Here is a 24,422-nt window from a genome sequence, read left to right on the forward strand (position 1 = left end):
GACGCTTTCATCGCGCCGAACGTGTAATCACGTCGGAGAATCGGCCGGAATCTCGCCGTGAATGCACGTTCGGCGACGCTGGTTGCGCCGGGTGTGCCATCGAGCGATGCCGGGTGTGCCATGGAGCCCCACCCGCCCCTGCCGTCACTGAGCTGGACACGGCTTCTCTTCCGTTTCGTCAGCGCCTTTGACATCGCCGGGCCGTTTGTCGCTCAGAGGTGGGCACATCGAACCCCCAAGCTCCTGCCGAACATCACGATTTCGTTGACAACCCGCGCGGTCGGCTGGTTTCATACTCGGTAATGTCTGTAATCCTGACCAAATCAACCAACTTTACCGAAGATAGGGAGGGTTGATGACGAGCCAAGAAGCACCCGCAGCCGGGCAATACGAGTTGAGCCATCTGCGGTCGCTCGAGGCCGAGGCGATCCACATCATCCGTGAGGTGGCGGCCGAATTCGAGCGCCCGGTGTTGCTGTTCTCCGGCGGCAAAGACTCGATCGTGATGCTGCAGCTGGCCATCAGGGCGTTTCGGCCCGGTCGTCTGCCGTTCCCGGTGATGCACGTCGACACCGGCCACAACTTCGACGAGGTGATCGCGACGCGCGACGAACTGGTCGCCGAAACCGGCGTGCGGATGGTCGTCGCGAAGGTGCAGGACGACATCGACGCCGGCCGGGTCGTCGAGACCATTCCATCGCGCAACCCGCTGCAGACGGTGACGCTGCTGCGAGCCATCCGGGAGAACAACTTCGACGCCGCGTTCGGCGGCGCCCGGCGCGACGAGGAGAAGGCTCGCGCCAAGGAGCGGGTGTTCAGCTTCCGTGACGAGTTCGGGCAGTGGGACCCCAAGGCGCAGCGGCCCGAGCTGTGGAACATCTACAACGGCCGGCACCACAAGGGTGAGCACATCCGGGTGTTCCCGCTGTCCAACTGGACCGAGTTCGACATCTGGTCCTACATCGGCGCCGAGAAGATCAAGCTCCCGTCGATCTATTACGCCCACCGGCGAAAAGTCTTCTCGCGCGACGGCATGCTGCTCGCGGTCGACCGGCACCTGCAGCCGCGCCCCGACGAGGAGATCGTCGAGAAGACGGTCCGGTTCCGCACCGTCGGCGATGTCACGTGCACCGGCTGCGTGGAATCCGAGGCGGCCACCGTCACCGAAGTCGTTGCCGAGACGGCGGTTTCGCGGCTGACCGAACGTGGCGCCACCCGGGCCGACGATCGGATCTCCGAGGCCGGCATGGAAGATCGCAAGAGGCAGGGGTATTTCTGATGGCGACGCTGCTGCGCATCGCAACCGCCGGCTCAGTCGACGACGGCAAGTCGACGCTGATCGGGCGACTGCTCTACGACTCCAAGGCCGTCATGGACGACCAGTGGGCGTCCGTGGAGCGCACCTCCAAGGACCGCGGTCACGAGTACACCGACCTGTCGCTGGTCACCGACGGCCTGCGCGCCGAGCGGGAACAAGGCATCACCATCGACGTCGCCTACCGCTACTTCGCAACGCCCAAGCGCAAATTCATCATCGCCGACACTCCGGGGCACATCCAGTACACCCGCAACATGGTGACCGGAGCATCCACCGCCCAGCTGGCCATTGTGCTGGTCGACGCCCGGCACGGTCTGCTGGAGCAGTCCCGCCGGCACACCTTCCTGGCGTCGCTGCTGGGCATCGAGCACATCGTGCTCGCCGTCAACAAGATGGACCTCATCGACTGGGACAAAGCGACTTTCGAGGCGATTCGCGACGAATTCCACGCCTTCGCCACCCGCCTCGACGTCCAGGACGTGCTCACCATCCCGATGTCGGCGCTGCACGGCGACAACGTGGTCACCAAGTCGCGGCACACCCCGTGGTACGACGGGCCCGCGCTGCTGTCGCATCTGGAGGAGGTTTATGTCGCGGCTGATCGTAACCTCGTCGACGTCCGATTCCCGGTGCAATACGTCATCCGCCCGCAGACCCGCGAGCACCAGGACCACCGCAGCTACGCCGGCACGGTCTCCAGCGGTGTGATGCGCCCGGGTGACGACGTCGTCGTGCTGCCGACCGGCAAGCCCACCCGCATCACCGCCATCGAGGGTCCCAACGGCCCAGTGCCCGAGGCCTTTCCGCCGATGGCCGTCTCGGTCAGTCTGTCTGACAACATCGACATATCCCGCGGCGACATGATCGCCCGGCCCGCGAACGCCCCCCGGGTCGCCCAGGAATTCGATGCGACGGTGTGCTGGATGGCCGATGCCGAGGCACTGGCACCCGGGCGCGACTACCTGATCAAGCACACCACCCGGACCACCCGGGTCAAGGTCACCGCACTGGACTACCGGCTCGACGTCAACACGCTGCGTCGTGACAAAGACGCAACGGCGTTGCAGCTCAACGAACTCGGCCGCATCTCGCTGCGTTCGCAAGTTCCGTTGCTACTCGACGAATACACCCGCAACGCCAGCACCGGTTCCTTCATCCTGATCGATCCCAACACCAACGGCACCGTCGCCGCGGGCATGGTGCTGCGCGAAGCCGCCCCGCTGTCGGCGAGTCCCAACACGGTTCGGCATGCCTCTTTGGTGACGGCCAGAGATCGGCTCACCCGCGGCCGTACCCTCTGGTTCACCGGTCTGTCGGCTTCGGGCAAGTCCTCGGTGGCGATGCTGGTCGAGCGCAAGCTGCTCGAAATGGGCGTTCCCGCTTTCGTTCTCGACGGCGACAACCTGCGACACGGGTTGAATGCCGACTTGGGTTTCAGCATGGCCGACCGGGCCGAGAACCTGCGCCGGCTGGCGCACGTAGCGGCGCTCATCGCGGACTCCGGACAGACCGTGCTGGTGCCGGCGATCAGTCCGCTGGCGGAGCATCGCGAGCTGGCGCGGGGAGTGCACGCCGCTACGGGCCTGGATTTCGTTGAGGTGTTCTGCGACACCCCGCTGGAGGACTGCGAGCGGCGCGACCCCAAAGGCCTCTACGCTAAAGCGCGGGCGGGTGAGATCACGCACTTCACCGGGATCGACAGCCCATACCAGCGACCGAAGAATCCGGACCTGCGACTCACGCCGGATCGCAGTCTTGATGACATGGCGCAGCAAGTCGTCGAGCTGATCGAGGGGCGGAATTGAGCGACCACGGTGACGAGAACGATCACGAGCTGGCCGCGCGACTGGCCACCGAAGCGGGCCAGCTGCTGCTGACGGTGCGCGACGAACTCGCCGACGCGACCGAAGCGGACCGAAAAGCGGCGGGGGACAAGCGCTCCCACGACTACTTGATGGAAGCGCTGGCGCGGGACCGCCCGGACGACGCGGTGCTGTCCGAGGAAGGCGTCGACGATCCGGTTCGGTTGTCCGCACAGCGGGTGTGGATCGTCGACCCGCTGGACGGCACCCGGGAGTTCTCCGAACTCGGTCGCCACGACTGGGCGGTGCACGTCGCGCTCTGGCAGTCCGGCGCGCTGGTGGCTGGTGCGGTGGCGCTGCCCGCCCAGGGCGTCACGTTGTCCACGCCCGATCCGGTTCCGCCACCGGTGTTTTCGGGCCAACCACGGATTGTGGTCTCGCGCACCCGGCCACCGGAGATCGCGCTCACGGTGCGCGAACAACTGAACGGCACGTTGGTGCCGATGGGCTCGGCCGGCGCGAAGGTGGCCGCGGTGGTCCAAGGGCTGGCCGACGTGTACGTCCACGCCGGCGGACAGTACGAATGGGATTCCGCGGCTCCGGTCGCGGTGGCCCGCGCCGCCGGGCTGCACACCTCGCGCATCGACGGATCGCCGTTGGAGTACAACCGCGCCGATCCGAACCTGCCCGACCTGATCGTGTGTCGTCCGGAATACGCCGACGCGGTGCTCGCGATTACCGGCTGATCCGCTACCGGTGGGACAATCTCATTCCATGCGGATGTCGGCGAAGGCGGAGTACGCGGTGCGGGCGATGGTGGAAATGGCCACCCTCGACGACGGCGTGCGAGTGACCACCGACGAACTGGCCAACGCGCAGGGAATTCCGCCACAGTTTCTCGTCGACATCCTCTCCGCGCTGCGAAGCGACCACCTGGTGCGCAGCCATCGCGGCCGCGACGGCGGATACGAATTGTCCCGTCCCGGAACCGAAATCAGCATCGCCGACGTACTGCGGTGTATCGATGGGCCGCTGGCCAGCGTTCGCGACATCGGGCTCGGCGATCTGCCGTACTCCGGGGCCACCGCTGCACTGACCGACGTCTGGCGGGCGTTGCGGGCCAGCATGCGGGCGGTGTTGGAGGAGACCAGCCTGGCCGACGTCGCGTCCGGTGCGCTGCCCGACCACGTCGCCCGGATGGCCGACGACTACCGCGCTCAGGAAACGCGCCGCCGCGGTCCCCGTAGCGCCAGCTAACCGCCCGAGCCGTAGGGCCGGGTGAGGATCTCCAGGTAGTGACCGGCGGGGTCGCGGAAGTAGACCCCGCGTCCGCCGTCGTTGGTGTTGAACTCGCCGGGCCGCCGCCCGGAAGGGTCGGCCCAATGCGGCAGGCCGCGCGAGGAGATCTTGCCGTAAATCGCGTCGAAGTCTGCCTCGGAGACCAGAAACGCGTAGTGCTGCGAGACGATCTCCCGGTCTTCGGGAACATCCGAGTAGTCCAGGCTCGCGCCGTGCTCGAGGGTGACGACCAGGAATGGACCGAACGGCTGCGGGCTCGGTAAACCGAAGAGCTCGCTGACGAACTCGGCGGACTTCCGCTTGTCGTGCGCGGCGACGATGGTGTGATTGAACGCGATCGACATCGTGCCGCCAATTTACCCGGCCGTCGATCGCGGCGAGCCTGTGTTGTTGCCGCGTCGATGACGCTGCGCCGACGGCTGCGTGCCAGAATCGCGTTCGTGCGGGTAGCGATGACCATGCCGGTGATGGAGCCGGACTTGGACGCCGAAATGCTGCGCGACTGGGCCCGCACGATCGACCAGGGCCCGTTCTCGTCGTTGTGCTGGGGCGAGCGGATGGCGTTCGACAACCCGGAAACCTTGACGCTGATGGGCGCTTTGGCGGCCTGGACCGAGCGCGTTCGGTTGGTGACCACGGTGATCGTCCCCCAGTTGCACGATCCGGTGATGCTGGCCAAGGCGCTGGCGACCGGCGACATGATGTGCAATGGGCGGTTGACCGTCGGTCTGGGCGTCGGTGGCCGCGTCGAGGATTACCTGGCGGTGGGCGCCGACCCGGACACCCAGACGATCCGCGGGATGGCCGAGCGGGTCGCCGTCATGAAACGGGTGTGGGCCGGGGAGAAGGTCACCGAGTCGGTGCTGCCGGTGGGGCCCGCTGCGGTTCAGCCGGGCGGTCCGCCGCTGCTGGTCGGGACGATTGGCCCCAAGACGCTGCGCAGCGCCGCGGCGTGGGCGCAGGGCCTGGCCGGCACCACGCTGGACCTCGACGTCACCAAGCAGAACGAGCTGTTCGACGTCGCGCGTGAGGCCTGGGCCCGGGCCGACAAGCCCACGCCGTTGTTGGCCACCTCGTTCTGGTTTGCGCTGGGATCCGCCGACGACGCCCGGCAGCAGGTGCACACTCACCTTCGCCGTTACATGAACTGGATACCGGTCGAGTACGTCGACGCGATGGCACCAACCACAGGCTTCGCCGGAAGTGAGGACGACTTGATCGAAGTGCTGCGCGCATTCGAAGCTATCGGCACCGACGAAATCCAGCTCATTCCAACCAGTTCCGACCTCGATCAGCTCCGTCGGGCGGCGGAGATCGCGAGCGCATTCGATGCCTGAGCGCAACGTGCTGGGTGGCCCCCTGGAACCGTGCGGCAGCGAACCCCTCACCGGGTTCTATCGCGACGGCTGCTGCTCGACCGGACCGGAGGACATCGGCCGGCACACGATCTGCGCGGTGGTGACCGCCGAATTCCTGGAGCACCAACGGGCCATCGGCAACGACCTCTCAACACCCATGCCGCAGTTCAGATTTCCCGGCCTGGTACCGGGTGATCGGTGGTGCGTGACCGCGAACAACTGGCTGCTGGCCTACCGCGAAGGCTTCGCCGCCCCGGTGGTCCTGGCATCCACCCACGAGCGGACGCTCGACATCGTGCCGCTGAAGGCATTGCGGGAGCATGCCGTTGACGTGCCCGATGATCTGGGCGGTCTGTAGCGACTGCCGTGCCCGGACGTCGTATGACGCCGATCAGGCGAAGAGTTGCATCAACTGCTCGACGGCGTCGTCGGCCACCCGTCCACGCTGCTGGAGTTGGAGGATGCAGTAGACCGTGAGGTCGACAGAGCCGTAGATGTGGAACGCGATCATCGCCAGGTGTGAGAGTTGCTCGCTGGTCATCCGTTCCGGGTGGGCGAGGTCGCGGACATAGACGATGTCGGCCTCCAGCACCTGATTGCCCGGCGTGTAGACGTTGTCGTCGAACACCGTCGGCGCGATCGCCCACCGCTTGATGTCGGGGATCGAGTGCGGCATGAAACCTTGTGATCGCAGCTCGTTGTCCACGTCGCCGAATGTTGGCTGCCCCTGGTAGAGCGGGACAAAAGACACCTCGGTGTGTATCGCCACGGCGCCGGCGAGCCGCTGCCGACCGTTCTGAAACACCATCAGTTCCGAACCCTGAGCGTCGATCTTGAGTAGGTCGAAGTCGTCGATGTCGAGGTCGTCGAGACGATGCGTCTGTACGTCGTGGCGCTCGACGACCGCTGCAAGGTCCAGGAACGGCGTGAACAACTGGAGCTGATTGTGGTCGGGGGTGAGCAGACTGGTCATGCCCGACGACTTGGTGATCGTCAGTCGATGCTCGCGGCCGTCGGCGACGACTTCCGGTCGATATTTCTCCAGCGGCCCTTTGCGCTGCTCGAGCACTGCAAGCGCACCCTGCTGCGGCTCGAATCCTGTCACCGTGCACAAGCCGTAACCGAGCATTTCCTTGTACGGCGGATCTCCGTCGATGGGGTTGGCGCCGATGTCGATGATGCTGGTGGGCCGGGAACAGCGCACCAAGTCGCGAAGGAGAAGCGCGGAGGTCATGTGCGGATAATTGCACGGGTGTCGCGCGACGGCGAGAGGGCGAAATAGAATGCAGAGAATGAAGCACGTAATGACCGGAGCGCTGATCGCTGCCGCGCTACTGACCGCGCCGATCGGGCATGCCAATCCTGACCCGCACAAACCCGACCTAGGGGCCCACTACTGCCCGGGGGGCGGAACGCAGGACATGATGTCGCCCGCAGAGCCGTCCTGCGACGGTGTGCCCTACGACGACGGCTCCTACTGGCGCGCGATCAACCGGGGCGCCCCGGGAACGGCCGCCCTGGTCGTCGTGCAGTGCGTCAAGCCGGCACCCACCGGGCTGTTCGCCCCAGCGAACCAGGGCCCGGTGCCGGCACCTCCCGGAAGCTGCCAGTAGCGGGCAGACATCACCGTGGACGGCGGCTCGGTCCCGACGGTGTGAGCATTGGGTGGCGCGGCGAAAGCGTTCTCCCGCATCAGGTTTCGCTACGTCCGAGCACTGCCCCCGCTGCACATCGCGGCTGGAATGCCACCAAGCGCCGGGCGAGACGCACAGCGGGTTCACAGCTGCTCAACGGGCGGCGCTGATGGTGACGGGTTAGCGTTGAGCCAACCGACCAGCATCAGGAGGCCCACCATGAGCAACTACCTGGTCACCATCGAGTTCGACGACGGGCAGCGGGCGATCACGCAGTACTCGTCACCGTCGGACGTGAGGACCAAACTCGCTGAGATCATCGAGGATCTGACCGACGAGCACGGCATCGAGCACTTCCGCAGCGTGACGGTCACGCAGGCGCCCGTCACACTGGCGGCCTGACACCAACGGCCGGACGAGGCCGGGCGATTCAGCCTTCGCAGGCGACGCCGTCACCGTCACGGTCGAGCTTGCTGCGGTAGTCCGGGTCGCCTTTGGGAATGTTGTAGCGGCCGTCGGCGTGCGCTTGCTTGCAGTTGTCATACGGTCCGCCGGCGTATGCGGCGGGCGCGACCGCAGCCGCTCCGACAATGCCCAAGGCCGCAGTGGCAGCGACCAGCAACGTACGAATCACGGAATGTCCCCCAGATGTCGAGCCCGAGTTGCGGGCCGAATGTATCCGCCCGAGGCGCGATTGGCGGCCGAATCGGCGAAACGAACCCTTTGCGTGGCGGACCATTAGCGCGACTGATCTGCTCTGCGGTCATGCGGCCAGGCACGCATTCGAAGCCTGTGAATCGGCGAGGTGGCCGGAAAAGCGATTGACCTGCTAGAACTCTGGTGCCCCCGGCAGGATTCGAACCTGCGGCCTTCTGCTCCGGAGGCAGACGCTCTATCCCCTGAGCTACGGGGGCGCACGCGAAAACTGCTGCGCCAACGGGCCACGACAGACTAACGCATCACAGCGTCCGGCCGAGCATCGGAATGGATTCGAAGCCAGCGGACCTCAGACCATAGGATGGCCTGCGTGAATCCCGCCGATCTGGCCGAGCTGCTGAAGGTCACCGCCACCGCGGTGCTGACCCAGCATGCGCTCGACATCACCGCGCTGCCCGCGGTGATCGCCGTCGAGCGACCACGCAACCCAGAACACGGCGATTACGCCAGCAACTTGGCGCTGCAGGTCGCCAAGAAAGTCGGCGCCAACCCCCGCGAACTGGCCGGATGGCTCGCCGACGCGCTGTCGCAGGCCGACGGGATCTCGTCGGCGGAGGTTGCCGGGCCGGGCTTCATCAACCTGCGGCTGGACGCCTCGGCGCAGGGCTTGATCGTCAACAACGTGATCGACGCCGGCCACCGCTACGGCCACGGCGACGCCGAGGCCGGCCACAAGATCAACCTCGAGTTCGTCTCGGCCAACCCGACCGGCCCGATCCACATCGGCGGTACCCGCTGGGCCGCCGTCGGTGACGCGCTGGGCCGGCTGCTCACCACCCAGGGCGCCGACGTGGTCCGCGAGTACTACTTCAACGACCACGGCACTCAGATCGACCGGTTCGCCAACTCGCTGATCGCCGCGGCCAAGGGCGAGCCCACACCCGAAGACGGTTACGCGGGCAACTACATCGCCGACATCGCCGCGCAGATCCTGCAGCAGGTGCCCGACGTGTTGGGCCAGCCCGACGCCGAGCAGCACGAGACGTTCCGGCGCATCGGTGTCGACCTGATGTTCGCCCACATCAAGAAGTCACTGCACGACTTCGGCACCGACTTCGACGTCTACACCCACGAAGACTCGATGCACACCAGCGGCCGCGTAGACCAGGCGATCGAGCGGTTGCGCGAAAACGGCAACATCTACGAGAAGGACGGCGCAACCTGGTTGCGCACCAGCGCCTTCGGTGATGACAAAGATCGCGTGGTGATCAAGAGCGACGGCAATCACGCCTACATCGCCGGCGATCTCGCCTACTACCTGGACAAGCGCAGCCGCGGATTCGACCTGTGCATCTATATGCTCGGCGCCGACCATCACGGCTACATCTCCCGGTTGAAGGCGGCCGCCGAAGCATTCGGTGACAACCCCGGCACTGTCGAAGTGCTGATCGGTCAGATGGTCAACCTGGTCCGCGACGGGCAGCCGATGAAGATGAGCAAGCGGGCCGGCACCGTGATCACCCTGGACGACCTGGTCGAGGCGATCGGCGTCGACGCCGCCCGCTACAGCCTGATCCGCTCCTCGGTGGACACCCCGATCGACATCGACCTGGCGCTGTGGTCGTCGGCGTCCAGCGAAAACCCGGTCTACTACGTGCAATACGCGCACGCGCGGCTCTCCGCGCTGGCCCGCAACGCCGCCGAACTCGGTCTGATCCCCGATACCGCCCACCTCGACGTGCTTACCCACGACAAAGAGGGTGCGCTGATCCGCAACCTCGGTGAATTCCCCCGGGTGCTGAAAACTGCTGCCGCACTGCGCGAACCGCACCGGGTCTGCCGCTACCTCGAAGACCTGGCGGGCGACTATCACCGGTTCTACGACGCGTGCCGGGTACTGCCGCAGGGCGACGAAGAACCGAACGAACTGCACATTGCGCGGCTGGCGCTGTGCCAAGCGACCCGTCAGGTCATCGCCAACGGCCTCGCCATCCTCGGTGTCACCGCTCCGGAGCGGATGTGAACGCGCACCCAGCCGGCCCCCGTCACGCCGAGGAGTTCCACCACTCAGGTGTGCCGCCGCGACCGGAATCCGCCGAAGAGCTTCTGCGCCTGGCGCCGAATGTATGGCCGCGTAACGCCGTTCGCGGTGAGGACGGCGTCGTCAGCATCGCCGGTGTCTCCCTGCAGTCGTTGGCCCAGGACTACGGCACCCCGTTGTTCGTGATCGACGAGAACGATTTCCGGTCACGCTGCCGCGAGATCGCGGCCGCCTTCGGTGGCGGCGCCAACGTGCACTATGCCGGAAAAGCCTTCCTGTCCAGTGAGATCGCCCGCTGGATCGACGAGGAGGGTTTGTCGCTGGACGTCTGCACCGGCGGCGAGATGGCAGTTGCGCTGCACGCCGACTTTCCGCCCGAGCGAATCGCACTGCACGGCAACAACAAATCGGTCGCCGAACTCACCACCGCCGTCAAGACCGGGATCAAGAAGGTCGTTGTCGACTCGATGATCGAGATCGAGCGCCTGGATGCCATCGCCGGTGACGCGGGTGTGGTGCAGGACGTGCTGGTCCGCGTCACGGTCGGGGTGGAAGCGCATACCCACGAATTCATCTCCACCGCGCACGAAGACCAGAAGTTCGGGCTGTCGCTGGCCAACGGCGCCGCGATGGCCGCGATCCGTCGGGTGTTCGCCGCCGACCACCTCCGACTGGTGGGCCTGCACAGCCACATCGGCTCGCAGATCTTCGACGTCGGCGGTTTCGAGATCGCTGCCCACCGGGTGATCGGGCTGCTGCGCGACGTGGTCGCCGAGTTCGGCGTCGACAAGACAGCGCAGATCTCCAGCGTCGACCTCGGTGGGGGCCTTGGCATCTCGTACTTACCCAACGACGACCCACCACCGGTGAGCGAACTCGCCGACAAACTCAGCGACATCGTCCGTCACGAGTCCGCGGCGGTGGGCCTGCCGGCGCCCCGGTTGGTCGTCGAACCCGGCCGCGCGATCGCCGGCCCCGGAACCATCACGCTCTACGAGGTCGGCACCGTCAAGGATGTCGGCGTCAGCGCCACGGCGAATCGCCGCTACGTCAGCATCGACGGCGGCATGAGCGACAACATCCGTACCTCGCTCTACGACGCGGACTACGACGTGCGGCTGGTGTCACGCACCTCGGATGCTGGACCGATACTCGGCCGTGTCGTCGGAAAGCATTGCGAGAGCGGCGATATCGTGGTGCGTGATGCTTGGGTGCCGGACGACATCGAGCCCGGCGACCTGGTCGCGGTCGCGGCAACCGGTGCCTACTGCTATTCGCTGTCGAGTCGATACAACTTGATCGGCCGCCCCGCCGTGGTGGCCGTGCGCGACGGAGCGTCCCGTCTGATCCTGCGCCGGGAGACGGTCGACGATCTGCTGAGTCTGGAAGTGAGGTGAGCCGTGAGTGACGCGGAAAAGCCGGTCGGTGTAGCGGTATTGGGGCTGGGCAATGTGGGCAGTGAGGTCGTCCGCATCATCGAGGAGAGCGCCGACGACCTCGCCGCCCGCGTCGGTGCACCGCTGGTGCTGCGCGGCATCGGGGTACGCCGGGTGGCCGACGATCGTGGTGTGCCGGCCGATCTGCTGACCGACGACATCGACGCGCTGGTCTCCCGCGACGACGTCGACATCGTCGTCGAGGTGATGGGGCCGGTCGAGCCGTCCCGCAAGGCGATCCTGTCGGCTCTGGAGCACGGCAAGTCTGTGGTGACGGCTAACAAGGCGCTGCTCTCGGTGGCCACCGGCGAGCTGGCGCAGGCGGCCGAAAAGGCCCGGGTGGACCTGTATTTCGAAGCTGCGGTGGCCGGCGCCATTCCGGTGATCCGTCCGTTGACCCAGTCCCTGGCCGGCGACACGGTGCAGCGGGTGGCCGGCATCGTCAACGGAACCACCAACTACATCCTGTCCGAAATGGACAGCACCGGTGCCGGTTACGAGAAGGCTTTGGCCGACGCGGGCGCGCTGGGCTACGCGGAAGCGGACCCGACCGCCGACGTGGAGGGTTTCGACGCCGCGGCGAAAGCCGCGATCCTGGCGTCGATCGCTTTCCACACCCGGGTGACCGCCGACGACGTCTACCGCGAGGGAATCACCAAGATCAGCCCGGAGGACTTCGCCTCCGCGCGGGCGCTCGGGTGCACGATCAAGCTGTTGTCGATCTGTGAACGGATCACCGACGACGATGGGCAGCAGCGGGTTTCGGCCCGGGTGTATCCCGCGCTGGTGCCGCTGAAGCACCCGCTGGCCACCGTCAACGGTGCATTCAATGCCGTGGTCGTCGAGGCCGAAGCCGCCGGCCGGCTGATGTTCTACGGACAGGGTGCCGGCGGTAAGCCGACCGCGTCGGCAGTCGCCGGCGACCTGGTGATGGCGGCCCGCAACCGGGTGCTGGGCAGCCGGGCGCCCAAGGAATCGAAGTATGCCCAGTTGTCGGTCGCCCCGATGGGGGTGATCCAGACCCGTTACTACGTCAGCATGGACGTCGCCGACAAACCCGGTGTATTGGCAACCGTCGCAGCGGAATTCGCCAAGCGGGAAGTCAGCATCGCCGAAGTCCGTCAGGAAGGCGTCGTCGGCGAGGGTGGTCAGCGGATCGGGGCCCGCGTCGTGGTGGTCACCCATACCGCGACCGACGCCGCGCTGTCCGAAACCGTCGATGCGCTGGCCGAACTCGACGTGGTGCAGGGTGTGGCCAGCGTCCTGCGGCTGGAAGGAACCAACACATGACCCCGTCCAAGACCGCCGTTCATCACCAGTGGCCGGGATTGATCGAGGCCTACCGGGACCGCTTGCCGGTCGGCGACAACTGGGTGCCGGTCACGCTGCTCGAGGGCGGCACTCCGCTGATCGCTGCGACGCGACTCTCGGCCGAGATCGGCTGCACCGTGCACCTGAAGGTCGAAGGCCTCAACCCCACCGGCTCGTTCAAGGACCGGGGCATGACGATGGCCGTCACCGATGCGGTGGCCCGCGGCCAGCAGGCGGTGCTGTGCGCATCGACCGGCAACACGTCCGCCTCGGCCGCGGCCTACGCCGCCCGCGCCGGCATCACCTGCGCGGTGCTGATCCCGCAGGGCAAGATCGCGATGGGCAAGCTTGCACAGGCCGTCATGCACGGCGCCAAGATCATCCAGGTCGACGGCAACTTCGACGACTGCCTCGAGGTGGCCCGCAAGATCGTGGCCGACTTCCCGACGATCGCACTGGTCAACTCAGTCAACCCAGTCCGCATCGAGGGCCAGAAGACCGCGGCGTTCGAAATCGTCGACGTGCTGGGCCGCGCGCCCGACGTTCACGCGCTGCCGGTGGGCAACGCGGGCAACATCACCGCGTACTGGAAGGGCTACACCGAGTATCACGCCGACGGGGTCATCGACTCGCTGCCGCGCATGCTCGGCACCCAGGCCGCCGGCGCGGCGCCGCTGGTCTCCGGTGAACCGGTGAAAAACCCGGAGACCATCGCCACCGCGATCCGGATCGGGTCGCCCGCGTCCTGGGGGCCGGCCGTCGCGGCTCAGGAGCAGTCCAACGGGCGCTTCCTGGCCGCCACCGACGAGGAAATCCTGGCCGCCTACCACCTGATCGCAGCCACCGAAGGCGTCTTCGTGGAGCCGGCGTCGGCGGCCAGCGTCGCCGGCCTGCTCAAGTCGGTCGCCGACGGCTGGGTCAAGCCGGGCTCGACCGTGGTGTGCACGGTGACCGGCAACGGTCTCAAGGACCCCGACACCGCGCTGCGCGACATGCCGACAGTGGAGCCCGTCCCGGTCGACCCGGTCGCCGTCGTCGCCAAACTGGGGCTGGCGTAGTGCTGGCTTCCGGGCTGCTGGGCAGTTCGGTAGTTCCGGCCTCCAGCGCCAATCTCGGTCCTGGCTTCGACAGCCTCGGGCTGGCGCTGAGCCGCTACGACGAGATCACGGTCGAGACAACCGATTCCGAGTTGGTCATCGAGGTCGAGGGGGAGGGTGCCGGCGAGCTCATGCTCGACGAGGGCCATCTGGTCGTGCGCGCCGTCCAGCACGGATTACAGGCCGCCGGAGTCAGTGCCGCCGGCTTGAAAGTCCGTTGCCGCAACGCAATTCCTCACTCGCGCGGCCTCGGCTCGTCGGCTGCCGCCGTGGTCGGTGGCCTGGCCGCGGTCAACGGCCTTCTCGCGCAAGCGGGGTTGACGCCGTTGAGTCAGAGCCAGCTGATCCAGCTGTCGTCGGAATTCGAGGGACATCCCGACAACGCGGCCGCCGCGGTCCTGGGTGGCGCCGTCGTGTCGTGGACCGACAACGGCGCCGGAGCGCCGGCATACTCCGCCGCACAGGTGCGCCTGCACCCCGACATCCGGCTCTTCCCCGCGATCCCGACGCACCGTTCGTCGACCGTGGAGGCGCGGGTGCTGCTTCCGACCGAGGTCAGTCACGAGGACGCCCGTTTCAACGTGAGCCGCGCCGCGTTGCTGGTGGTGGCGCTGACCGAGCGCCCGGACCTACTGATGGCCGCCACCGAGGACGTACTGCACCAGCCACACCGCGCGCCCGCCATGCCGGCGTCAGGGGAATACCTGCAGCTCCTGCGCCGTTGTGGCGTGGCAGCTGTGCTGTCCGGCGCCGGTCCTGCGGTGATAGCGCTGACGACGGCACCCCAACTACCCGCCGAGGTGCTCGAATACGCCGCTGCAAACGGTTTCGCGGTCACCGAGATGGCGGTCGGCGACGGGGTCCGTTGGAGTTCCGGAGTGGCTGTCCCCAGCTAGCGTCGCCAGACGCGGCGAAGAGGCTTCTTGCTTCCGGCATCGAAGCACGTTATCCTCGGATCCGTCCAGCAATCGCAGTCAGCTGCATCATGCGCAGACATTGCGCGAACACTAGGACGAATACCAAATTCTTCTCGTGGACGATGGTTAGCCATACACATCGCCAATCTTGGCAATCACCGTTTCAGAGTCGACCTTTGGCAGCACTCGGCGAATTTGCTGAGCGCAACGAACCCCTCGCTTGATTCGATCAGTGAGGGAGAGAAAGGAAATCCGTGACCGATACGGACCTCGTTACGGCTGGCGACAGCACCGAAAATGACAAGCTGTCGGACCCCGTGACTCCAGAAGTTTCCAGCGAGAGCGCCGCCCCTGCAAAGGTGTCCGACGGCTCGCTGGCCACCATGGTGCTTCCCGAACTGCGCGCCCTGGCCAGCCGGTCCGGCGTCAAGGGCACCTCGGGAATGCGCAAGAGCGAACTGATCGCTGCGATCCGCGAATCCCGTCAGAGCGGCCAGTCCAACGGCGCAGCGACCAACGGCGGCGGGTCGGACAACCACGACCTCAAGACCACCCAGGCGCCCGTCGAACCCGCCGCGGAGAACAGCGCCAAGCACGACGACGCTCGTGACAGGCCGTTCGACCACCCGGATGCGGACCAGCACAAGCGGGCCCAGCAGAACGACAACAAGCAGCAGAACGACAACAAGCAACAGAACGACGACAAGCAACAGAACAACAACAAGCAGCAGAACGGCAATAACAAGCCCGCCCGCGACCAGCAGGACAACAAGTCCGAGGACCGCGACTCAGGCGGCGACCAGCAGAATTCCGGTGGCCAGCAGAACCGTGGCAACCAGAACCAGAACCAGCAGGACGACGACGGAGACGGACGTGGCGGTCGCCGCGGACGCCGATTCCGCGAGCGTCGCCGCCGCGGCGATCGTCCCGACGGTGGTGGCGGGGGCGGTAACGACACCGAACTGCGTGACGACGACGTCGTCCAGCCGGTGGCCGGCATCCTTGATGTCCTGGACAACTACGCCTTCGTCCGCACCTCCGGCTACCTGGCCGGCCCGCACGACGTCTACGTCTCGATGAACATGGTGCGCAAGAACGGGTTACGCCGCGGCGACGCGGTGACCGGCGCGGTGCGGGTGCCCAAAGACGGCGAACAGCCCAACCAGCGGCAGAAGTTCAACCCGCTGGTGCGACTGGACACCGTCAACGGCGGCCCGGTCGAAAATGCCAAGAACCGGCCCGATTTCACGAAGCTGACGCCGTTGTACCCCAACCAGCGCCTGCGCCTGGAGACCACCGGCGACCGGCTGACCACCCGCATCATCGACCTGATCATGCCGATCGGTAAGGGACAGCGCGCGCTGATCGTGTCGCCGCCCAAGGCCGGTAAGACCACGATCCTGCAGGACATCGCCAACGCGATCACCAAGAACAACCCGGAATGTCACCTCATGGTCGTGCTCGTCGACGAGCGGCCCGAGGAGGTCACCGACATGACGCGTTCGGTCAAGGGCGAGGTCATCGCCTCGACCTTCGACCGGCCGCCGACGGATCACACCGCGGTTGCCGAGCTCGCGATCGAGCGGGCCAAGCGACTTGTCGAACAGGGCAAAGACGTTGTGGTGCTACTGGACTCGATCACCCGACTGGGCCGCGCGTACAACAACGCGTCGCCGGCCTCGGGCCGCATCCTGTCCGGTGGTGTCGACTCGACCGCGCTCTACCCGCCGAAGCGTTTCCTCGGCGCGGCCCGCAACATCGAGCAAGGCGGGTCGTTGACGATCATCGCCACCGCGATGGTCGAGACCGGATCCACCGGTGACACAGTCATTTTCGAGGAGTTCAAGGGCACGGGTAACGCCGAGCTCAAGCTCGACCGCAAGATCTCCGAACGCCGGGTGTTCCCCGCCGTCGACGTCAACCCGTCGGGTACCCGCAAGGACGAGCTGCTGCTCTCGCCGGACGAGTTCTCGGTGGTCCACAAGCTGCGTCGCGTGCTGTCCGGTCTGGACTCTCACCAGGCCATCGATCTGCTGATGTCGCAGCTGCGGAAGACCAAGAACAACTACGAGTTCCTGGTTCAGGTGTCCAAGACGACACCCGGCATGGACAACGACTAAATCGGTTAGCACACCGCCGCGGGCGGCCGACATGGCCGTCTTGCGTTTCTACCGTTGATGCGACGGTAACCTGCGCCTTGTCGGAAACCGACGGGGAAAGCGGTGAATCGTGGCGGACACTGTTCAACAACTGTTGCGCACGCGCAGTGGCGACTCCACGCCGGCGGTCAAACACGAAGACCGGGTCTGGACCTGGCGTGAGCACCTCGCCGACGCGTCGGCGTCTGCCGCCACCCTGATCGGCATCGCCGACCCCGAGCGCCCACTGCACGTCGGCGCGCTTCTGGGCAACACGCCCGACATGCTCACCGCGATGGCGGCCGCCGCGCTCGGCGGCTACGTGCTGTGCGGCATCAACGACACCCGTCGCGGCGCGGCGCTGGCCAAAGACATCATCCGGGCCGACTGTCAGATTCTGCTCACCCATCCCGCCCACCGCGCGCTGCTCGACGGCCTGGATCTGCCCGGCGTTCGGGTGATCGACGTCAGCAGCGACGAGTGGTCGCACCAGCTCGCGTCGGCCGGACCGCTGGTGCCGCACAAAGAGGTCGTTCCGACCGACACGCTGATGATGATCTTCACCTCAGGCACCAGCGGCGAACCCAAAGCCGTTCAGGTCACTCATCTGACCGTTATCTTCGCCGGCGCCAACCTGATTGGCCGCTTCGACGTCGAATCCTCCGGCGTCTGTTACCTTTCCATGCCGCTGTTCCACTCCAACGCGCTGCTGGCCGGGTGGAGCGTGGCGGTCGGGTCGGGGGCGGCGATGGTGCCGGCCACCTTCTCGGCGTCGCGGCTGCTGGCCGACCTCCGCCGGTACGGCGCCACCTACATGAACTACGTCGGCAAGCCGCTGGCCTACGTGCTGGCCACCCCCGAACAACCCAACGACGCGGACAACCCGCTGCGGGTGGCCTTCGGCAACGAGGCGAGCGACCGCGACATCGCGGAATTCAGCCGGCGTTTCGACTGCAAAGTGTGGGACGGCTTCGGCTCGACCGAAGGCGCGATCATCATCACTCGCGAAGACGGCTGCCCGCCCGGTTCGCTGGGACAGGGCTTTCCGGGCGTCGGTGTCTACAACCCCGACACACTCGCCGAATGCGCGGTCGCGGAATTCGACGACGACGGCACTCTGGTCAACCCCGACGCTGCGATCGGCGAACTGGTCAACACCACCGGCGCGGGATTGTTCGCGGGCTACTACAAGGACCAGGACGCCACCGACGCGCGGTTGCGCAACGGCATGTTCTGGTCCGGCGACCTTGCTTACCGCGACGCCGACGGCTGGATCTACTTCGCCGGGCGCAGCGGCGACTGGCTGCGCGTCGACGGCGAGAACATGACCACCGCGCCCATCGAGCGCATCCTTCAGCGGCTGCCCGCAGTCAGCCAGGTCGCCGTCTACGCGGTGCCCGACCCGCAGGTGGGCGACCACGTGATGGCCGCGCTGGTACTGGTCGACGGCGCCGAACTGTCGCCGTCCGCGTTCAGCGAGTTCCTGGCCGGCCAGCCGGATCTCTCGCCGAAAGCCTGGCCGAGGCACGTCTGGATCACCGAGAAGTTGCCGACGACCGCCACCAACAAGATCCTCAAACGCCAGCTCAGCGCGCACGGCAGTACGCCGCCCGGCGGCCTGCTGTGGACCCGGGCCGGCCGCGACACCAGCTACACCGTCGCCGATCGTTCTGCGAAAGTCCAGGTCAGCTCCTCCTAGCCCCGGGAATGCACGAGCGCGGGCGCGCGTTTAGGGGCATAGCGGCTGAGCTGGCATAATCAACAGCCGACGTTCAGGTTCCGGTTCACGTCCGATCTTCAGCACGATCTGGCGACCCGGCGACCGACTAGTGAAGAGGACACCATGAAAGCTGACATCCACCCCGCCTACGGCGAGACCACTGTGGTCTGCGGTTGCGGAAACACGTTCCAGACCCGCAGCACCAAAGCGAGCGGCCACATCGTGGTCGAGGTCTGCTCGCAGTGCCACCCCTTCTACACCGGCAAGCAGAAGATCCTGGACAGCGGTGGCCGCGTTGCCCGCTTCGAGCGCCGCTACGGCAAGCGCAAGGCCGGCGCCGAGCAGGAAGCTTCGGCCGACAAGTAGCACGATCGACGCCCGGACTGCCGCGATCATCGCGCAGGACGGGCGTCGATTCATGTGTAGGAGAGTTCTTCCGAGGAGGTGAGCATGGCGAAGGCCCCGCAGGCGATTGACACGCTGGTGGCCGAGCATGCCGACCTCGAGCGCCAACTGTCCGACCCTGAGCTGCACAGCGACGCGGCGAACGCGCGCAAGGTGGGCCGCCGGTTCGCACAGCTGGCCCCGATCGTGGCGACTCACCGTCAGCTCACCTCGGCACGCGGCGACTTGGAGACCGCGCGCGAACTCGCCGTCGACGATGCCTCTTTCGCCGACGAGGTCACCGAACTCGTAGCGCGGGTCGACGATCTGGAGACCAAGCTCTCCGACATGCTGGCCCCGCGCGATCCGCACGATGCCGACGATGTGGTGCTCGAGGTCAAATCCGGTGAGGGCGGCGAAGAATCGGCGCTGTTCGCCGCGGACCTGGCCAGGATGTACATCCGTTACGCGGAGCGGCACGGCTGGACCGTGACGGTGCTGGACGAGACCTACTCCGACCTGGGCGGCTACAAGGACGCCACGCTGACGATCGGGAGCAAAGGCGATTCGGCGGACGGCGTGTGGTCGCGGTTGAAGTTCGAGGGCGGCGTGCACCGCGTGCAGCGCGTTCCGGTCACCGAATCCCAAGGCCGCGTGCATACTTCGGCGGCCGGTGTGCTGGTGTACCCCGAGCCCGAAGAAGTGGGCGAGGTGCAGATCGACGAATCGGATCTGCGGATCGACGTCTACCGGTCGTCCGGTAAGGGCGGACAGGGTGTCAACACCACCGACTCCGCGGTGCGAATTACCCACCTGCCCACCGGAATCGTGGTCACCTGCCAAAACGAGCGGTCACAGCTGCAGAACAAGGCTCGGGCGTTGCAGGTGCTCGCGGCCCGGCTGCAGGCGCTGGCCGAGGAGCAGGCCCAAGCCGACGCGTCGGCCGACCGGGCCAGTCAGATCCGCACGGTCGACCGCAGCGAACGGATCCGCACCTACAACTTCCCGGAGAACCGGGTCACGGATCACCGAATCGGTTACAAGGCACACAACCTCGACCAGCTGCTCGACGGTGACGTCGACGCACTGTTCGACGCGCTGGCCGCCGCCGACAAGCAAGCCCGGCTGCAGCAGGCATGAAAACCCGCCTGCGTTGCGCGATCGATTCGGCGACAACGCTGCTCGCGGAAGCCGGCATCGATTCGGCACGCTTCGATGCCGAGGAGTTGGCCGCGCACCTGGCCGGCACCGAGCGCGGACGTCTGGCGATGCTCACCGCACCCGATGAGGCCTTCTTCGAGCACTACCGGCACTCGGTGGCCGCCCGGTCACGCCGAGTTCCGCTGCAACACCTGACCGGTACAGCCGCGTTCGGACCGTTGACACTGACCGTCGGGCCCGGTGTGTTCATTCCGCGCCCGGAGACCGAAGCGATGCTGGAATGGGCGACCGCGCAGCAGCTTCCGGAGTCGGCAACAATCGTCGACCTGTGCACCGGTTCAGGCGCGCTGGCGCTCGGGCTGGCGCGGCACCGGCCCTCGGCTCGCGTGGTCGGGGTCGACGACTCCGAAGACGCCCTCGGCTACGCCCGCACGAATGCCGCCGGCACCACGGTGGAGCTGCTGCACGCGGACGTCACTGCGCCCGGCGTGCTGAGCCAGTTCGACGGACAGGTCGATCTGCTGGTGTCCAACCCGCCTTATGTTCCGGAGGGCGCAGACCTCGAACCCGAGGTGCTCGAGCACGATCCCGCCCACGCCGTGTTCGGCGGCCAGGACGGGATGGTGGTGATCGCCGCCCTCGTCGGGCTGGCCGGGCGGCTGCTGCGCCCCGGTGGACTGTTCGCCGTCGAGCACGACGACACCACGTCGGGGTCGACGGTCGAATCCCTTTCCAAGACAGCCTCTTTCGAGGACATCACACCACGCGTCGATCTCACCGGCCGACCGCGATTCGTCACCGCCCGCCGGATCGGGGGAGGCAATGACTGACACGTTCGACTGCACCGATCCTGAACAGCGTTCGCGCGCAATCACATCGGCGGCAGCCGCAGTGAAGAACGGCGGTCTGGTGGTGCTCCCGACCGACACCGTCTACGGCGTCGGAGCCGATGCGTTCAACGGCACGGCGGTGGCCGCGCTGCTGGCCGCCAAAGGTCGTGGCCGTGACATGCCGGTGCCGGTTCTGGTCGGGTCATGGCACACCATCGACGGCCTGGCCATGTCGGTGTCCACCTCGATGCGCAACTTGGTTCGGGCGTTCTGGCCCGGCGCGCTGAGCCTGGTGGTCCGCCAAGCGCCATCGGTGCAATGGGATCTCGGCGACGCGCGCGGCACGGTGATGCTGCGGATGCCGCTGCACCCGGTCGCCATCGAATTACTGCGGGAGGTCGGGCCGATGGCGGTCTCCAGCGCGAACATCTCGGGGCGCCCGCCGGCGGTGGACGTCAACGACGCGCGCCAGCAGTTGGGCGACCTCGTCGACGTCTACCTCGACGGCGGACCCGCGGCCCAGCAATCCGCCTCGACCATTCTCGACTTGACCGGCCCCGAGCCGCGGATCCTGCGATCCGGCCCGGTCAGCGCCGATCGGATCGCCGAAGTCCTCGGCCTGGACGCCGAAAGCCTGACCGGCTGACCGATCGGGCAGCTCAGTTCGATCTCAGGGCAGTGCAGTACGGTTTTTCGGATGCTCAGCGGTGCCGACAACCCGGCCGGCGGTCTGCTCGCTCTGGCGGATCGCGGCGCCGGGGTCCCGTTGCGTGAGCTCGCCCTCGTCGGCCTGACCGCGGCGATCGTCACCTACTTCGCGACCGGGCCCGTCCGCAAGCTCGCGACCCGGCTCGGCGCAGTGGCTTACCCCCGCGAGCGTGATGTGCACGTACAGCCGACGCCGAGGATGGGCGGGCTGGCGATGTACATCGGTGTGGGCGCCGCGGTCTTCCTGGCATCGCAGCTGCCCGCGCTCACCCGTGGTTTCGTCTACTCCACGGGTATGCCCGCGGTGGTGCTGGCAGGCGGGCTGATCATGGGCATCGGCCTGATCGACGACCGCTGGGGCCTGGACGCGCTGACCAAGTTCGCCGGCCAGATCACCGCGGCCAGCGTGCTGGTCACCATGGGTGTCGCGTGGAGCGTTCTCTACATTCCGCTGGGCGGAGTCGGGACGATCGTGCTGGATCAGGTGTCGTCGATCCTGCTGACGCTCGCGCTGACCGTCTCGATCGTGAATGCGATGAACTTCGTGGACGGTCTCGACGGATTGGCCGCCGGGCTGGGAATCATCACGGCGCTGGCCATCTGCATGTTCTCCGTCGGACTGCTGCGCGATCACGGCGGCGATGTGCTGTTCTACCCGCCGGCGGTCATCTCGGTGGTGCTGGCCGGAGCCTGTCTGGGTTTCCTGCCGCACAACTTCCATCCGGCGAAGATCTTCATGGGCGATTCGGGTTCGATGCTGATCGGTCTCATGCTTGCCGCGGCGTCGACGACGGCCGCCGGACCCATCTCGCAGACCGCCTACGGTGCCCGCGATGTGTTTGCTCTGCTGTCACCGTTCTTGTTGGTCGTGGCGGTCATGTTCGTGCCGATGCTCGACTTGCTGCTGGCGATCGTGCGCCGGACCCGGGCCGGCCGAAGCGCATTCACTCCCGACAAAATGCATCTGCATCACCGCCTGCTGCAGATCGGTCATTCACACCGGCGCGTCGTGCTGATCATTTATCTGTGGGTCGGCATCGTCGCGTTCGGCACCGCAAGCACCATTTTCTTCAATCCGCGCGACACCGCCGCAGTCATGTTGGGGGCGATGGCGATTGCCGTTTTCGCGACGATTATCCCGCTTTTCCGACGCGCCTCCGACGTCTACGACGATGAGTAGTAGAGTCCTCGCCGATGTGGTACGGTGCTGGTAGAACCCGAATTGACCTCGCGGGTTGCCGGCCACCGGCAGTCGGAGTCAGCTCCGATCCTGCCGACTAACGACCGACAAAGGGGAGCTGTCCCTTGGGTGATGCGAGTGCAGCAAATGCGCTCCGATACGCTCAACGGGCCACGCAACGAGCAACAAGGCAACTCCCCCCGAACGAGGACTGAGGTGCTGCAGTGACTACACCAGCGCAAGACGCGCCGTTGGTGTTCCCCTCCGTTGCGTTTCGGCCAATTCGACTGTTCGTCATCTCGCTGGTGTTGACTGCCGCCGCGCTTGCCATCGCCGCCTCACTCGGCGCTCCGAAGGTCGGTGTCTTCTTCGGCGTAGGCCTCATGCTGGGTTTGCTCAACGCTCTCGGCGTGCAGCGGTCGGTGGAATCGATCACCGCGAACGCGCATCCCTTGAAGAAGAAGATGGCGTTGAATTCCGCCACCCGATTGCTGTTTATAACCACGGTCGGATTGGCTATTGCTTTCGTGTTCCGGCCGGCCGGGTTGGGTGTGGTCTTCGGGCTCGCGCTCTTCCAGGTGCTGCTGGTGCTGACGACGGCGTTGCCGGTTGTGAAGAAGCTGCGCGAGGGCACGGACATGGCGTTTGAAGGGACGGGAAACAGCGATGACTGAGGCGTTTCTGGCCGAGGGCGCGATCGAGGTCGGTCACCACAAGACCGCCGAGTGGTTCGGTTTCACCGTCAACGTCGACACCATCACGTCGTCCGCCATCGCGGCCGTCATCGTCATCGGTCTGGCGTTCTTCCTGCGGGCCAAGGTCACCTCGACCGGCGTTCCGGGCGGCGTGCAGCTGTTCTTCGAAGCGATCACGGTCCAGATGCGCAACCAGATCGAGAGCGCGATCGGCATGCGCATCGCGCCGTTCGTCTTGCCGCTCGCCGTCACGCTCTTCATCTACATCTTGATCTCCAACTGGCTGTCGGTACTGCCGCTGCAGTACACCGATCACGAGGGCAAGGCCACCGAGCTGCTCACGTCGGCGGCAGCGGACATCAACTACGTGCTGGCGCTGGCTCTGTTCGTGTTCGTCTGCTACCACGCGGCCGGCGTCTGGCGCCGGGGCATCATCGGACACCCGCTGGCCGTGCTGAAGGGTCACGTCGCGGTCCTCGCGCCGATCAACGTGGTGGAAGAGCTCGCGAAGCCGATCTCGTTGTCGCTCCGACTTTTCGGCAACATCTTCGCCGGTGGCATCCTGGTCGGGCTGATCGCGCTGTTCCCGCCGTACATCATGTGGGCGCCGAACGCGGTCTGGAAGACCTTCGATATGTTCGTCGGCGCTATTCAGGCCTTCATCTTCGCGCTGCTGACGATCTTGTACTTCAGTCAAGCGATGGAGCTGGAGGGGGAACACGAGTAACGCCGCACC

General features: G+C 66.4%; 25 protein-coding genes and 1 tRNA gene. 22 read left to right on the forward strand and 4 right to left on the reverse strand.

The window, feature by feature from the left end; translation table 11 throughout:
* Window positions 1-355: 355 nt before the first annotated feature.
* Genes cysD through ACZYW1_RS18210 form a run of 4 tightly spaced genes read left to right on the forward strand, consistent with a single transcriptional unit; the run spans window position 356 to window position 4,377 of the window.
* Window positions 356-1,279 carry a sulfate adenylyltransferase subunit CysD gene (gene cysD / locus ACZYW1_RS18195; RefSeq protein WP_463787573.1) on the forward strand — a complete coding sequence of 308 codons (924 nt, stop codon included), beginning with the start codon at window positions 356-358 and terminating at the stop codon, window positions 1,277-1,279.
* Window positions 1,279-3,123, forward strand: coding sequence for an adenylyl-sulfate kinase (cysC, locus tag ACZYW1_RS18200; RefSeq protein WP_463787574.1), 1,845 nt, complete (start codon window positions 1,279-1,281; stop codon window positions 3,121-3,123). The genes cysD and cysC overlap by 1 nt, the downstream gene beginning before the upstream one ends.
* Complete coding sequence (locus ACZYW1_RS18205) at window positions 3,120-3,866, forward strand: 3'(2'),5'-bisphosphate nucleotidase CysQ (protein ID WP_463787575.1); 747 nt, start codon at window positions 3,120-3,122, stop codon at window positions 3,864-3,866. The genes cysC and ACZYW1_RS18205 overlap by 4 nt, the downstream gene beginning before the upstream one ends.
* 28 nt (window positions 3,867-3,894) lie before the next feature.
* Window positions 3,895-4,377, forward strand: a complete 483-nt coding sequence (locus tag ACZYW1_RS18210; RefSeq protein WP_463787576.1) for an Rrf2 family transcriptional regulator — start codon at window positions 3,895-3,897, stop codon at window positions 4,375-4,377.
* Here the strand turns inward: ACZYW1_RS18210 and ACZYW1_RS18215 are convergent.
* Window positions 4,374-4,763 carry a VOC family protein gene (locus ACZYW1_RS18215; RefSeq protein WP_463787577.1) on the reverse strand — a complete coding sequence of 130 codons (390 nt, stop codon included), beginning with the start codon at window positions 4,761-4,763 and terminating at the stop codon, window positions 4,374-4,376. The two genes, ACZYW1_RS18210 and ACZYW1_RS18215, sit on opposite strands and share 4 nt — an antisense overlap.
* A gap of 108 nt (window positions 4,764-4,871) precedes the next feature.
* On the opposite strand from ACZYW1_RS18215, the gene ACZYW1_RS18220 reads away from it, so the two are divergent.
* Both ACZYW1_RS18220 and ACZYW1_RS18225 read left to right on the forward strand, forming a co-directional pair.
* Entirely contained in the window at window positions 4,872-5,756 is an 885-nt protein-coding gene (locus ACZYW1_RS18220) for an LLM class flavin-dependent oxidoreductase (protein ID WP_463787891.1), read from the forward strand.
* Window positions 5,749-6,135: a DUF2237 family protein gene (locus ACZYW1_RS18225; RefSeq protein WP_463787579.1), complete on the forward strand. Its 387-nt coding sequence runs from the start codon at window positions 5,749-5,751 to the stop codon at window positions 6,133-6,135. The genes ACZYW1_RS18220 and ACZYW1_RS18225 overlap by 8 nt, the downstream gene beginning before the upstream one ends.
* Before the next feature lie 33 nt (window positions 6,136-6,168).
* Here the strand turns inward: ACZYW1_RS18225 and ACZYW1_RS18230 are convergent, their stop codons facing one another.
* Window positions 6,169-7,011, reverse strand: a complete 843-nt coding sequence (locus tag ACZYW1_RS18230; protein WP_463787580.1) for an FkbM family methyltransferase — start codon at window positions 7,009-7,011, stop codon at window positions 6,169-6,171.
* Between the two features lie 58 nt (window positions 7,012-7,069).
* On the opposite strand from ACZYW1_RS18230, the gene ACZYW1_RS18235 reads away from it, so the two are divergent.
* On the forward strand, window positions 7,070-7,390 hold the full coding sequence (locus ACZYW1_RS18235) for a hypothetical protein (RefSeq protein WP_463787581.1): 321 nt from the start codon (window positions 7,070-7,072) through the stop codon (window positions 7,388-7,390).
* Window positions 7,391-7,630: 240 nt separating this feature from the next.
* Complete coding sequence (locus ACZYW1_RS18240) at window positions 7,631-7,813, forward strand: hypothetical protein (RefSeq protein WP_463787582.1); 183 nt, start codon at window positions 7,631-7,633, stop codon at window positions 7,811-7,813.
* Between the two features lie 28 nt (window positions 7,814-7,841).
* On the opposite strand, the gene ACZYW1_RS18245 is transcribed toward ACZYW1_RS18240, so the two are convergent.
* Together ACZYW1_RS18245 and ACZYW1_RS18250 are read right to left on the reverse strand one after the other, a co-directional pair.
* On the reverse strand, window positions 7,842-8,009 hold the full coding sequence (locus ACZYW1_RS18245) for an excalibur calcium-binding domain-containing protein (RefSeq protein WP_463787892.1): 168 nt from the start codon (window positions 8,007-8,009) through the stop codon (window positions 7,842-7,844).
* Between the two features lie 240 nt (window positions 8,010-8,249).
* Window positions 8,250-8,325, reverse strand: a tRNA-Arg gene (locus tag ACZYW1_RS18250).
* Between the two features lie 113 nt (window positions 8,326-8,438).
* On the opposite strand from ACZYW1_RS18250, the gene argS reads away from it, so the two are divergent.
* From argS to atpB, 14 genes are all read left to right on the forward strand, one after another.
* Entirely contained in the window at window positions 8,439-10,091 is a 1,653-nt protein-coding gene (gene argS, locus ACZYW1_RS18255) for an arginine--tRNA ligase (RefSeq protein ID WP_463787583.1), read from the forward strand.
* A 50-nt stretch (window positions 10,092-10,141) separates the two neighbouring features.
* The gene (gene lysA, locus ACZYW1_RS18260; protein ID WP_463787893.1) at window positions 10,142-11,506 is read left to right on the forward strand and encodes a diaminopimelate decarboxylase; all 1,365 of its coding nucleotides are present in this window, start codon (window positions 10,142-10,144) and stop codon (window positions 11,504-11,506) included.
* 3 nt (window positions 11,507-11,509) lie between these two features.
* On the forward strand, window positions 11,510-12,835 hold the full coding sequence (locus ACZYW1_RS18265; RefSeq protein WP_463787584.1) for a homoserine dehydrogenase: 1,326 nt from the start codon (window positions 11,510-11,512) through the stop codon (window positions 12,833-12,835).
* Window positions 12,832-13,914 (forward strand): threonine synthase, encoded by a 1,083-nt coding sequence (gene thrC, locus ACZYW1_RS18270; protein WP_463787585.1) that lies wholly within the window; start codon window positions 12,832-12,834, stop codon window positions 13,912-13,914. Before ACZYW1_RS18265 ends, thrC begins: the two co-directional genes overlap by 4 nt.
* Entirely contained in the window at window positions 13,914-14,849 is a 936-nt protein-coding gene (thrB, locus tag ACZYW1_RS18275) for a homoserine kinase (protein ID WP_463787586.1), read from the forward strand. Before thrC ends, thrB begins: the two co-directional genes overlap by 1 nt.
* Before the next feature lie 275 nt (window positions 14,850-15,124).
* On the forward strand, window positions 15,125-16,990 hold the full coding sequence (gene rho, locus ACZYW1_RS18280; protein WP_463787587.1) for a transcription termination factor Rho: 1,866 nt from the start codon (window positions 15,125-15,127) through the stop codon (window positions 16,988-16,990).
* Between the two features lie 109 nt (window positions 16,991-17,099).
* On the forward strand, window positions 17,100-18,707 hold the full coding sequence (gene fadD1 / locus ACZYW1_RS18285; protein WP_463787588.1) for a fatty-acid--CoA ligase FadD1: 1,608 nt from the start codon (window positions 17,100-17,102) through the stop codon (window positions 18,705-18,707).
* A gap of 144 nt (window positions 18,708-18,851) precedes the next feature.
* The gene (rpmE, locus tag ACZYW1_RS18290) at window positions 18,852-19,094 is read left to right on the forward strand and encodes a 50S ribosomal protein L31 (RefSeq protein ID WP_463787589.1); all 243 of its coding nucleotides are present in this window, start codon (window positions 18,852-18,854) and stop codon (window positions 19,092-19,094) included.
* An 84-nt stretch (window positions 19,095-19,178) separates the two neighbouring features.
* Window positions 19,179-20,252: a peptide chain release factor 1 gene (gene prfA / locus ACZYW1_RS18295; protein WP_463787590.1), complete on the forward strand. Its 1,074-nt coding sequence runs from the start codon at window positions 19,179-19,181 to the stop codon at window positions 20,250-20,252.
* The gene (gene prmC / locus ACZYW1_RS18300; RefSeq protein WP_463787591.1) at window positions 20,249-21,103 is read left to right on the forward strand and encodes a peptide chain release factor N(5)-glutamine methyltransferase; all 855 of its coding nucleotides are present in this window, start codon (window positions 20,249-20,251) and stop codon (window positions 21,101-21,103) included. Before prfA ends, prmC begins: the two co-directional genes overlap by 4 nt.
* The gene (locus tag ACZYW1_RS18305; RefSeq protein ID WP_463787593.1) at window positions 21,096-21,749 is read left to right on the forward strand and encodes an L-threonylcarbamoyladenylate synthase; all 654 of its coding nucleotides are present in this window, start codon (window positions 21,096-21,098) and stop codon (window positions 21,747-21,749) included. The genes prmC and ACZYW1_RS18305 overlap by 8 nt, the downstream gene beginning before the upstream one ends.
* Before the next feature lie 51 nt (window positions 21,750-21,800).
* On the forward strand, window positions 21,801-22,991 hold the full coding sequence (locus ACZYW1_RS18310; protein ID WP_463787594.1) for a glycosyltransferase family 4 protein: 1,191 nt from the start codon (window positions 21,801-21,803) through the stop codon (window positions 22,989-22,991).
* 224 nt (window positions 22,992-23,215) lie between these two features.
* Window positions 23,216-23,665, forward strand: coding sequence for an ATP synthase subunit I (locus tag ACZYW1_RS18315; protein WP_463787595.1), 450 nt, complete (start codon window positions 23,216-23,218; stop codon window positions 23,663-23,665).
* On the forward strand, window positions 23,658-24,413 hold the full coding sequence (gene atpB / locus ACZYW1_RS18320) for a F0F1 ATP synthase subunit A (RefSeq protein WP_463787597.1): 756 nt from the start codon (window positions 23,658-23,660) through the stop codon (window positions 24,411-24,413). The genes ACZYW1_RS18315 and atpB overlap by 8 nt, the downstream gene beginning before the upstream one ends.
* Window positions 24,414-24,422: the final 9 nt, after the last annotated feature.

This window comes from Mycobacterium sp. IDUB_36, from assembly GCF_055419225.1.

Excerpts from the sequence above, each read along its gene's own strand:
- ACZYW1_RS18240 (WP_463787582.1), top strand. The coding sequence starts at position 7,631 with ATGAGCAACTACCTGGTCACCATCGAGTTCGACGACGGGCAGCGGGCG.
- cysC (WP_463787574.1), top strand. The coding sequence starts at position 1,279 with ATGGCGACGCTGCTGCGCATCGCAACCGCCGGCTCAGTCGACGACGGC.
- ACZYW1_RS18305 (WP_463787593.1), top strand. The coding sequence starts at position 21,096 with ATGACTGACACGTTCGACTGCACCGATCCTGAACAGCGTTCGCGCGCA.
- prmC (WP_463787591.1), top strand. The coding sequence starts at position 20,249 with ATGAAAACCCGCCTGCGTTGCGCGATCGATTCGGCGACAACGCTGCTC.
- thrC (WP_463787585.1), top strand. The coding sequence starts at position 12,832 with ATGACCCCGTCCAAGACCGCCGTTCATCACCAGTGGCCGGGATTGATC.
- prfA (WP_463787590.1), top strand. The coding sequence starts at position 19,179 with ATGGCGAAGGCCCCGCAGGCGATTGACACGCTGGTGGCCGAGCATGCC.
- ACZYW1_RS18230 (WP_463787580.1), bottom strand. The coding sequence starts at position 7,011 with ATGACCTCCGCGCTTCTCCTTCGCGACTTGGTGCGCTGTTCCCGGCCC.
- ACZYW1_RS18225 (WP_463787579.1), top strand. The coding sequence starts at position 5,749 with ATGCCTGAGCGCAACGTGCTGGGTGGCCCCCTGGAACCGTGCGGCAGC.
- cysD (WP_463787573.1), top strand. The coding sequence starts at position 356 with ATGACGAGCCAAGAAGCACCCGCAGCCGGGCAATACGAGTTGAGCCAT.
- ACZYW1_RS18210 (WP_463787576.1), top strand. The coding sequence starts at position 3,895 with ATGCGGATGTCGGCGAAGGCGGAGTACGCGGTGCGGGCGATGGTGGAA.
- ACZYW1_RS18235 (WP_463787581.1), top strand. The coding sequence starts at position 7,070 with ATGAAGCACGTAATGACCGGAGCGCTGATCGCTGCCGCGCTACTGACC.
- rpmE (WP_463787589.1), top strand. The coding sequence starts at position 18,852 with ATGAAAGCTGACATCCACCCCGCCTACGGCGAGACCACTGTGGTCTGC.
- atpB (WP_463787597.1), top strand. The coding sequence starts at position 23,658 with ATGACTGAGGCGTTTCTGGCCGAGGGCGCGATCGAGGTCGGTCACCAC.
- ACZYW1_RS18220 (WP_463787891.1), top strand. The coding sequence starts at position 4,872 with ATGACCATGCCGGTGATGGAGCCGGACTTGGACGCCGAAATGCTGCGC.
- ACZYW1_RS18215 (WP_463787577.1), bottom strand. The coding sequence starts at position 4,763 with ATGTCGATCGCGTTCAATCACACCATCGTCGCCGCGCACGACAAGCGG.
- ACZYW1_RS18310 (WP_463787594.1), top strand. The coding sequence starts at position 21,801 with ATGCTCAGCGGTGCCGACAACCCGGCCGGCGGTCTGCTCGCTCTGGCG.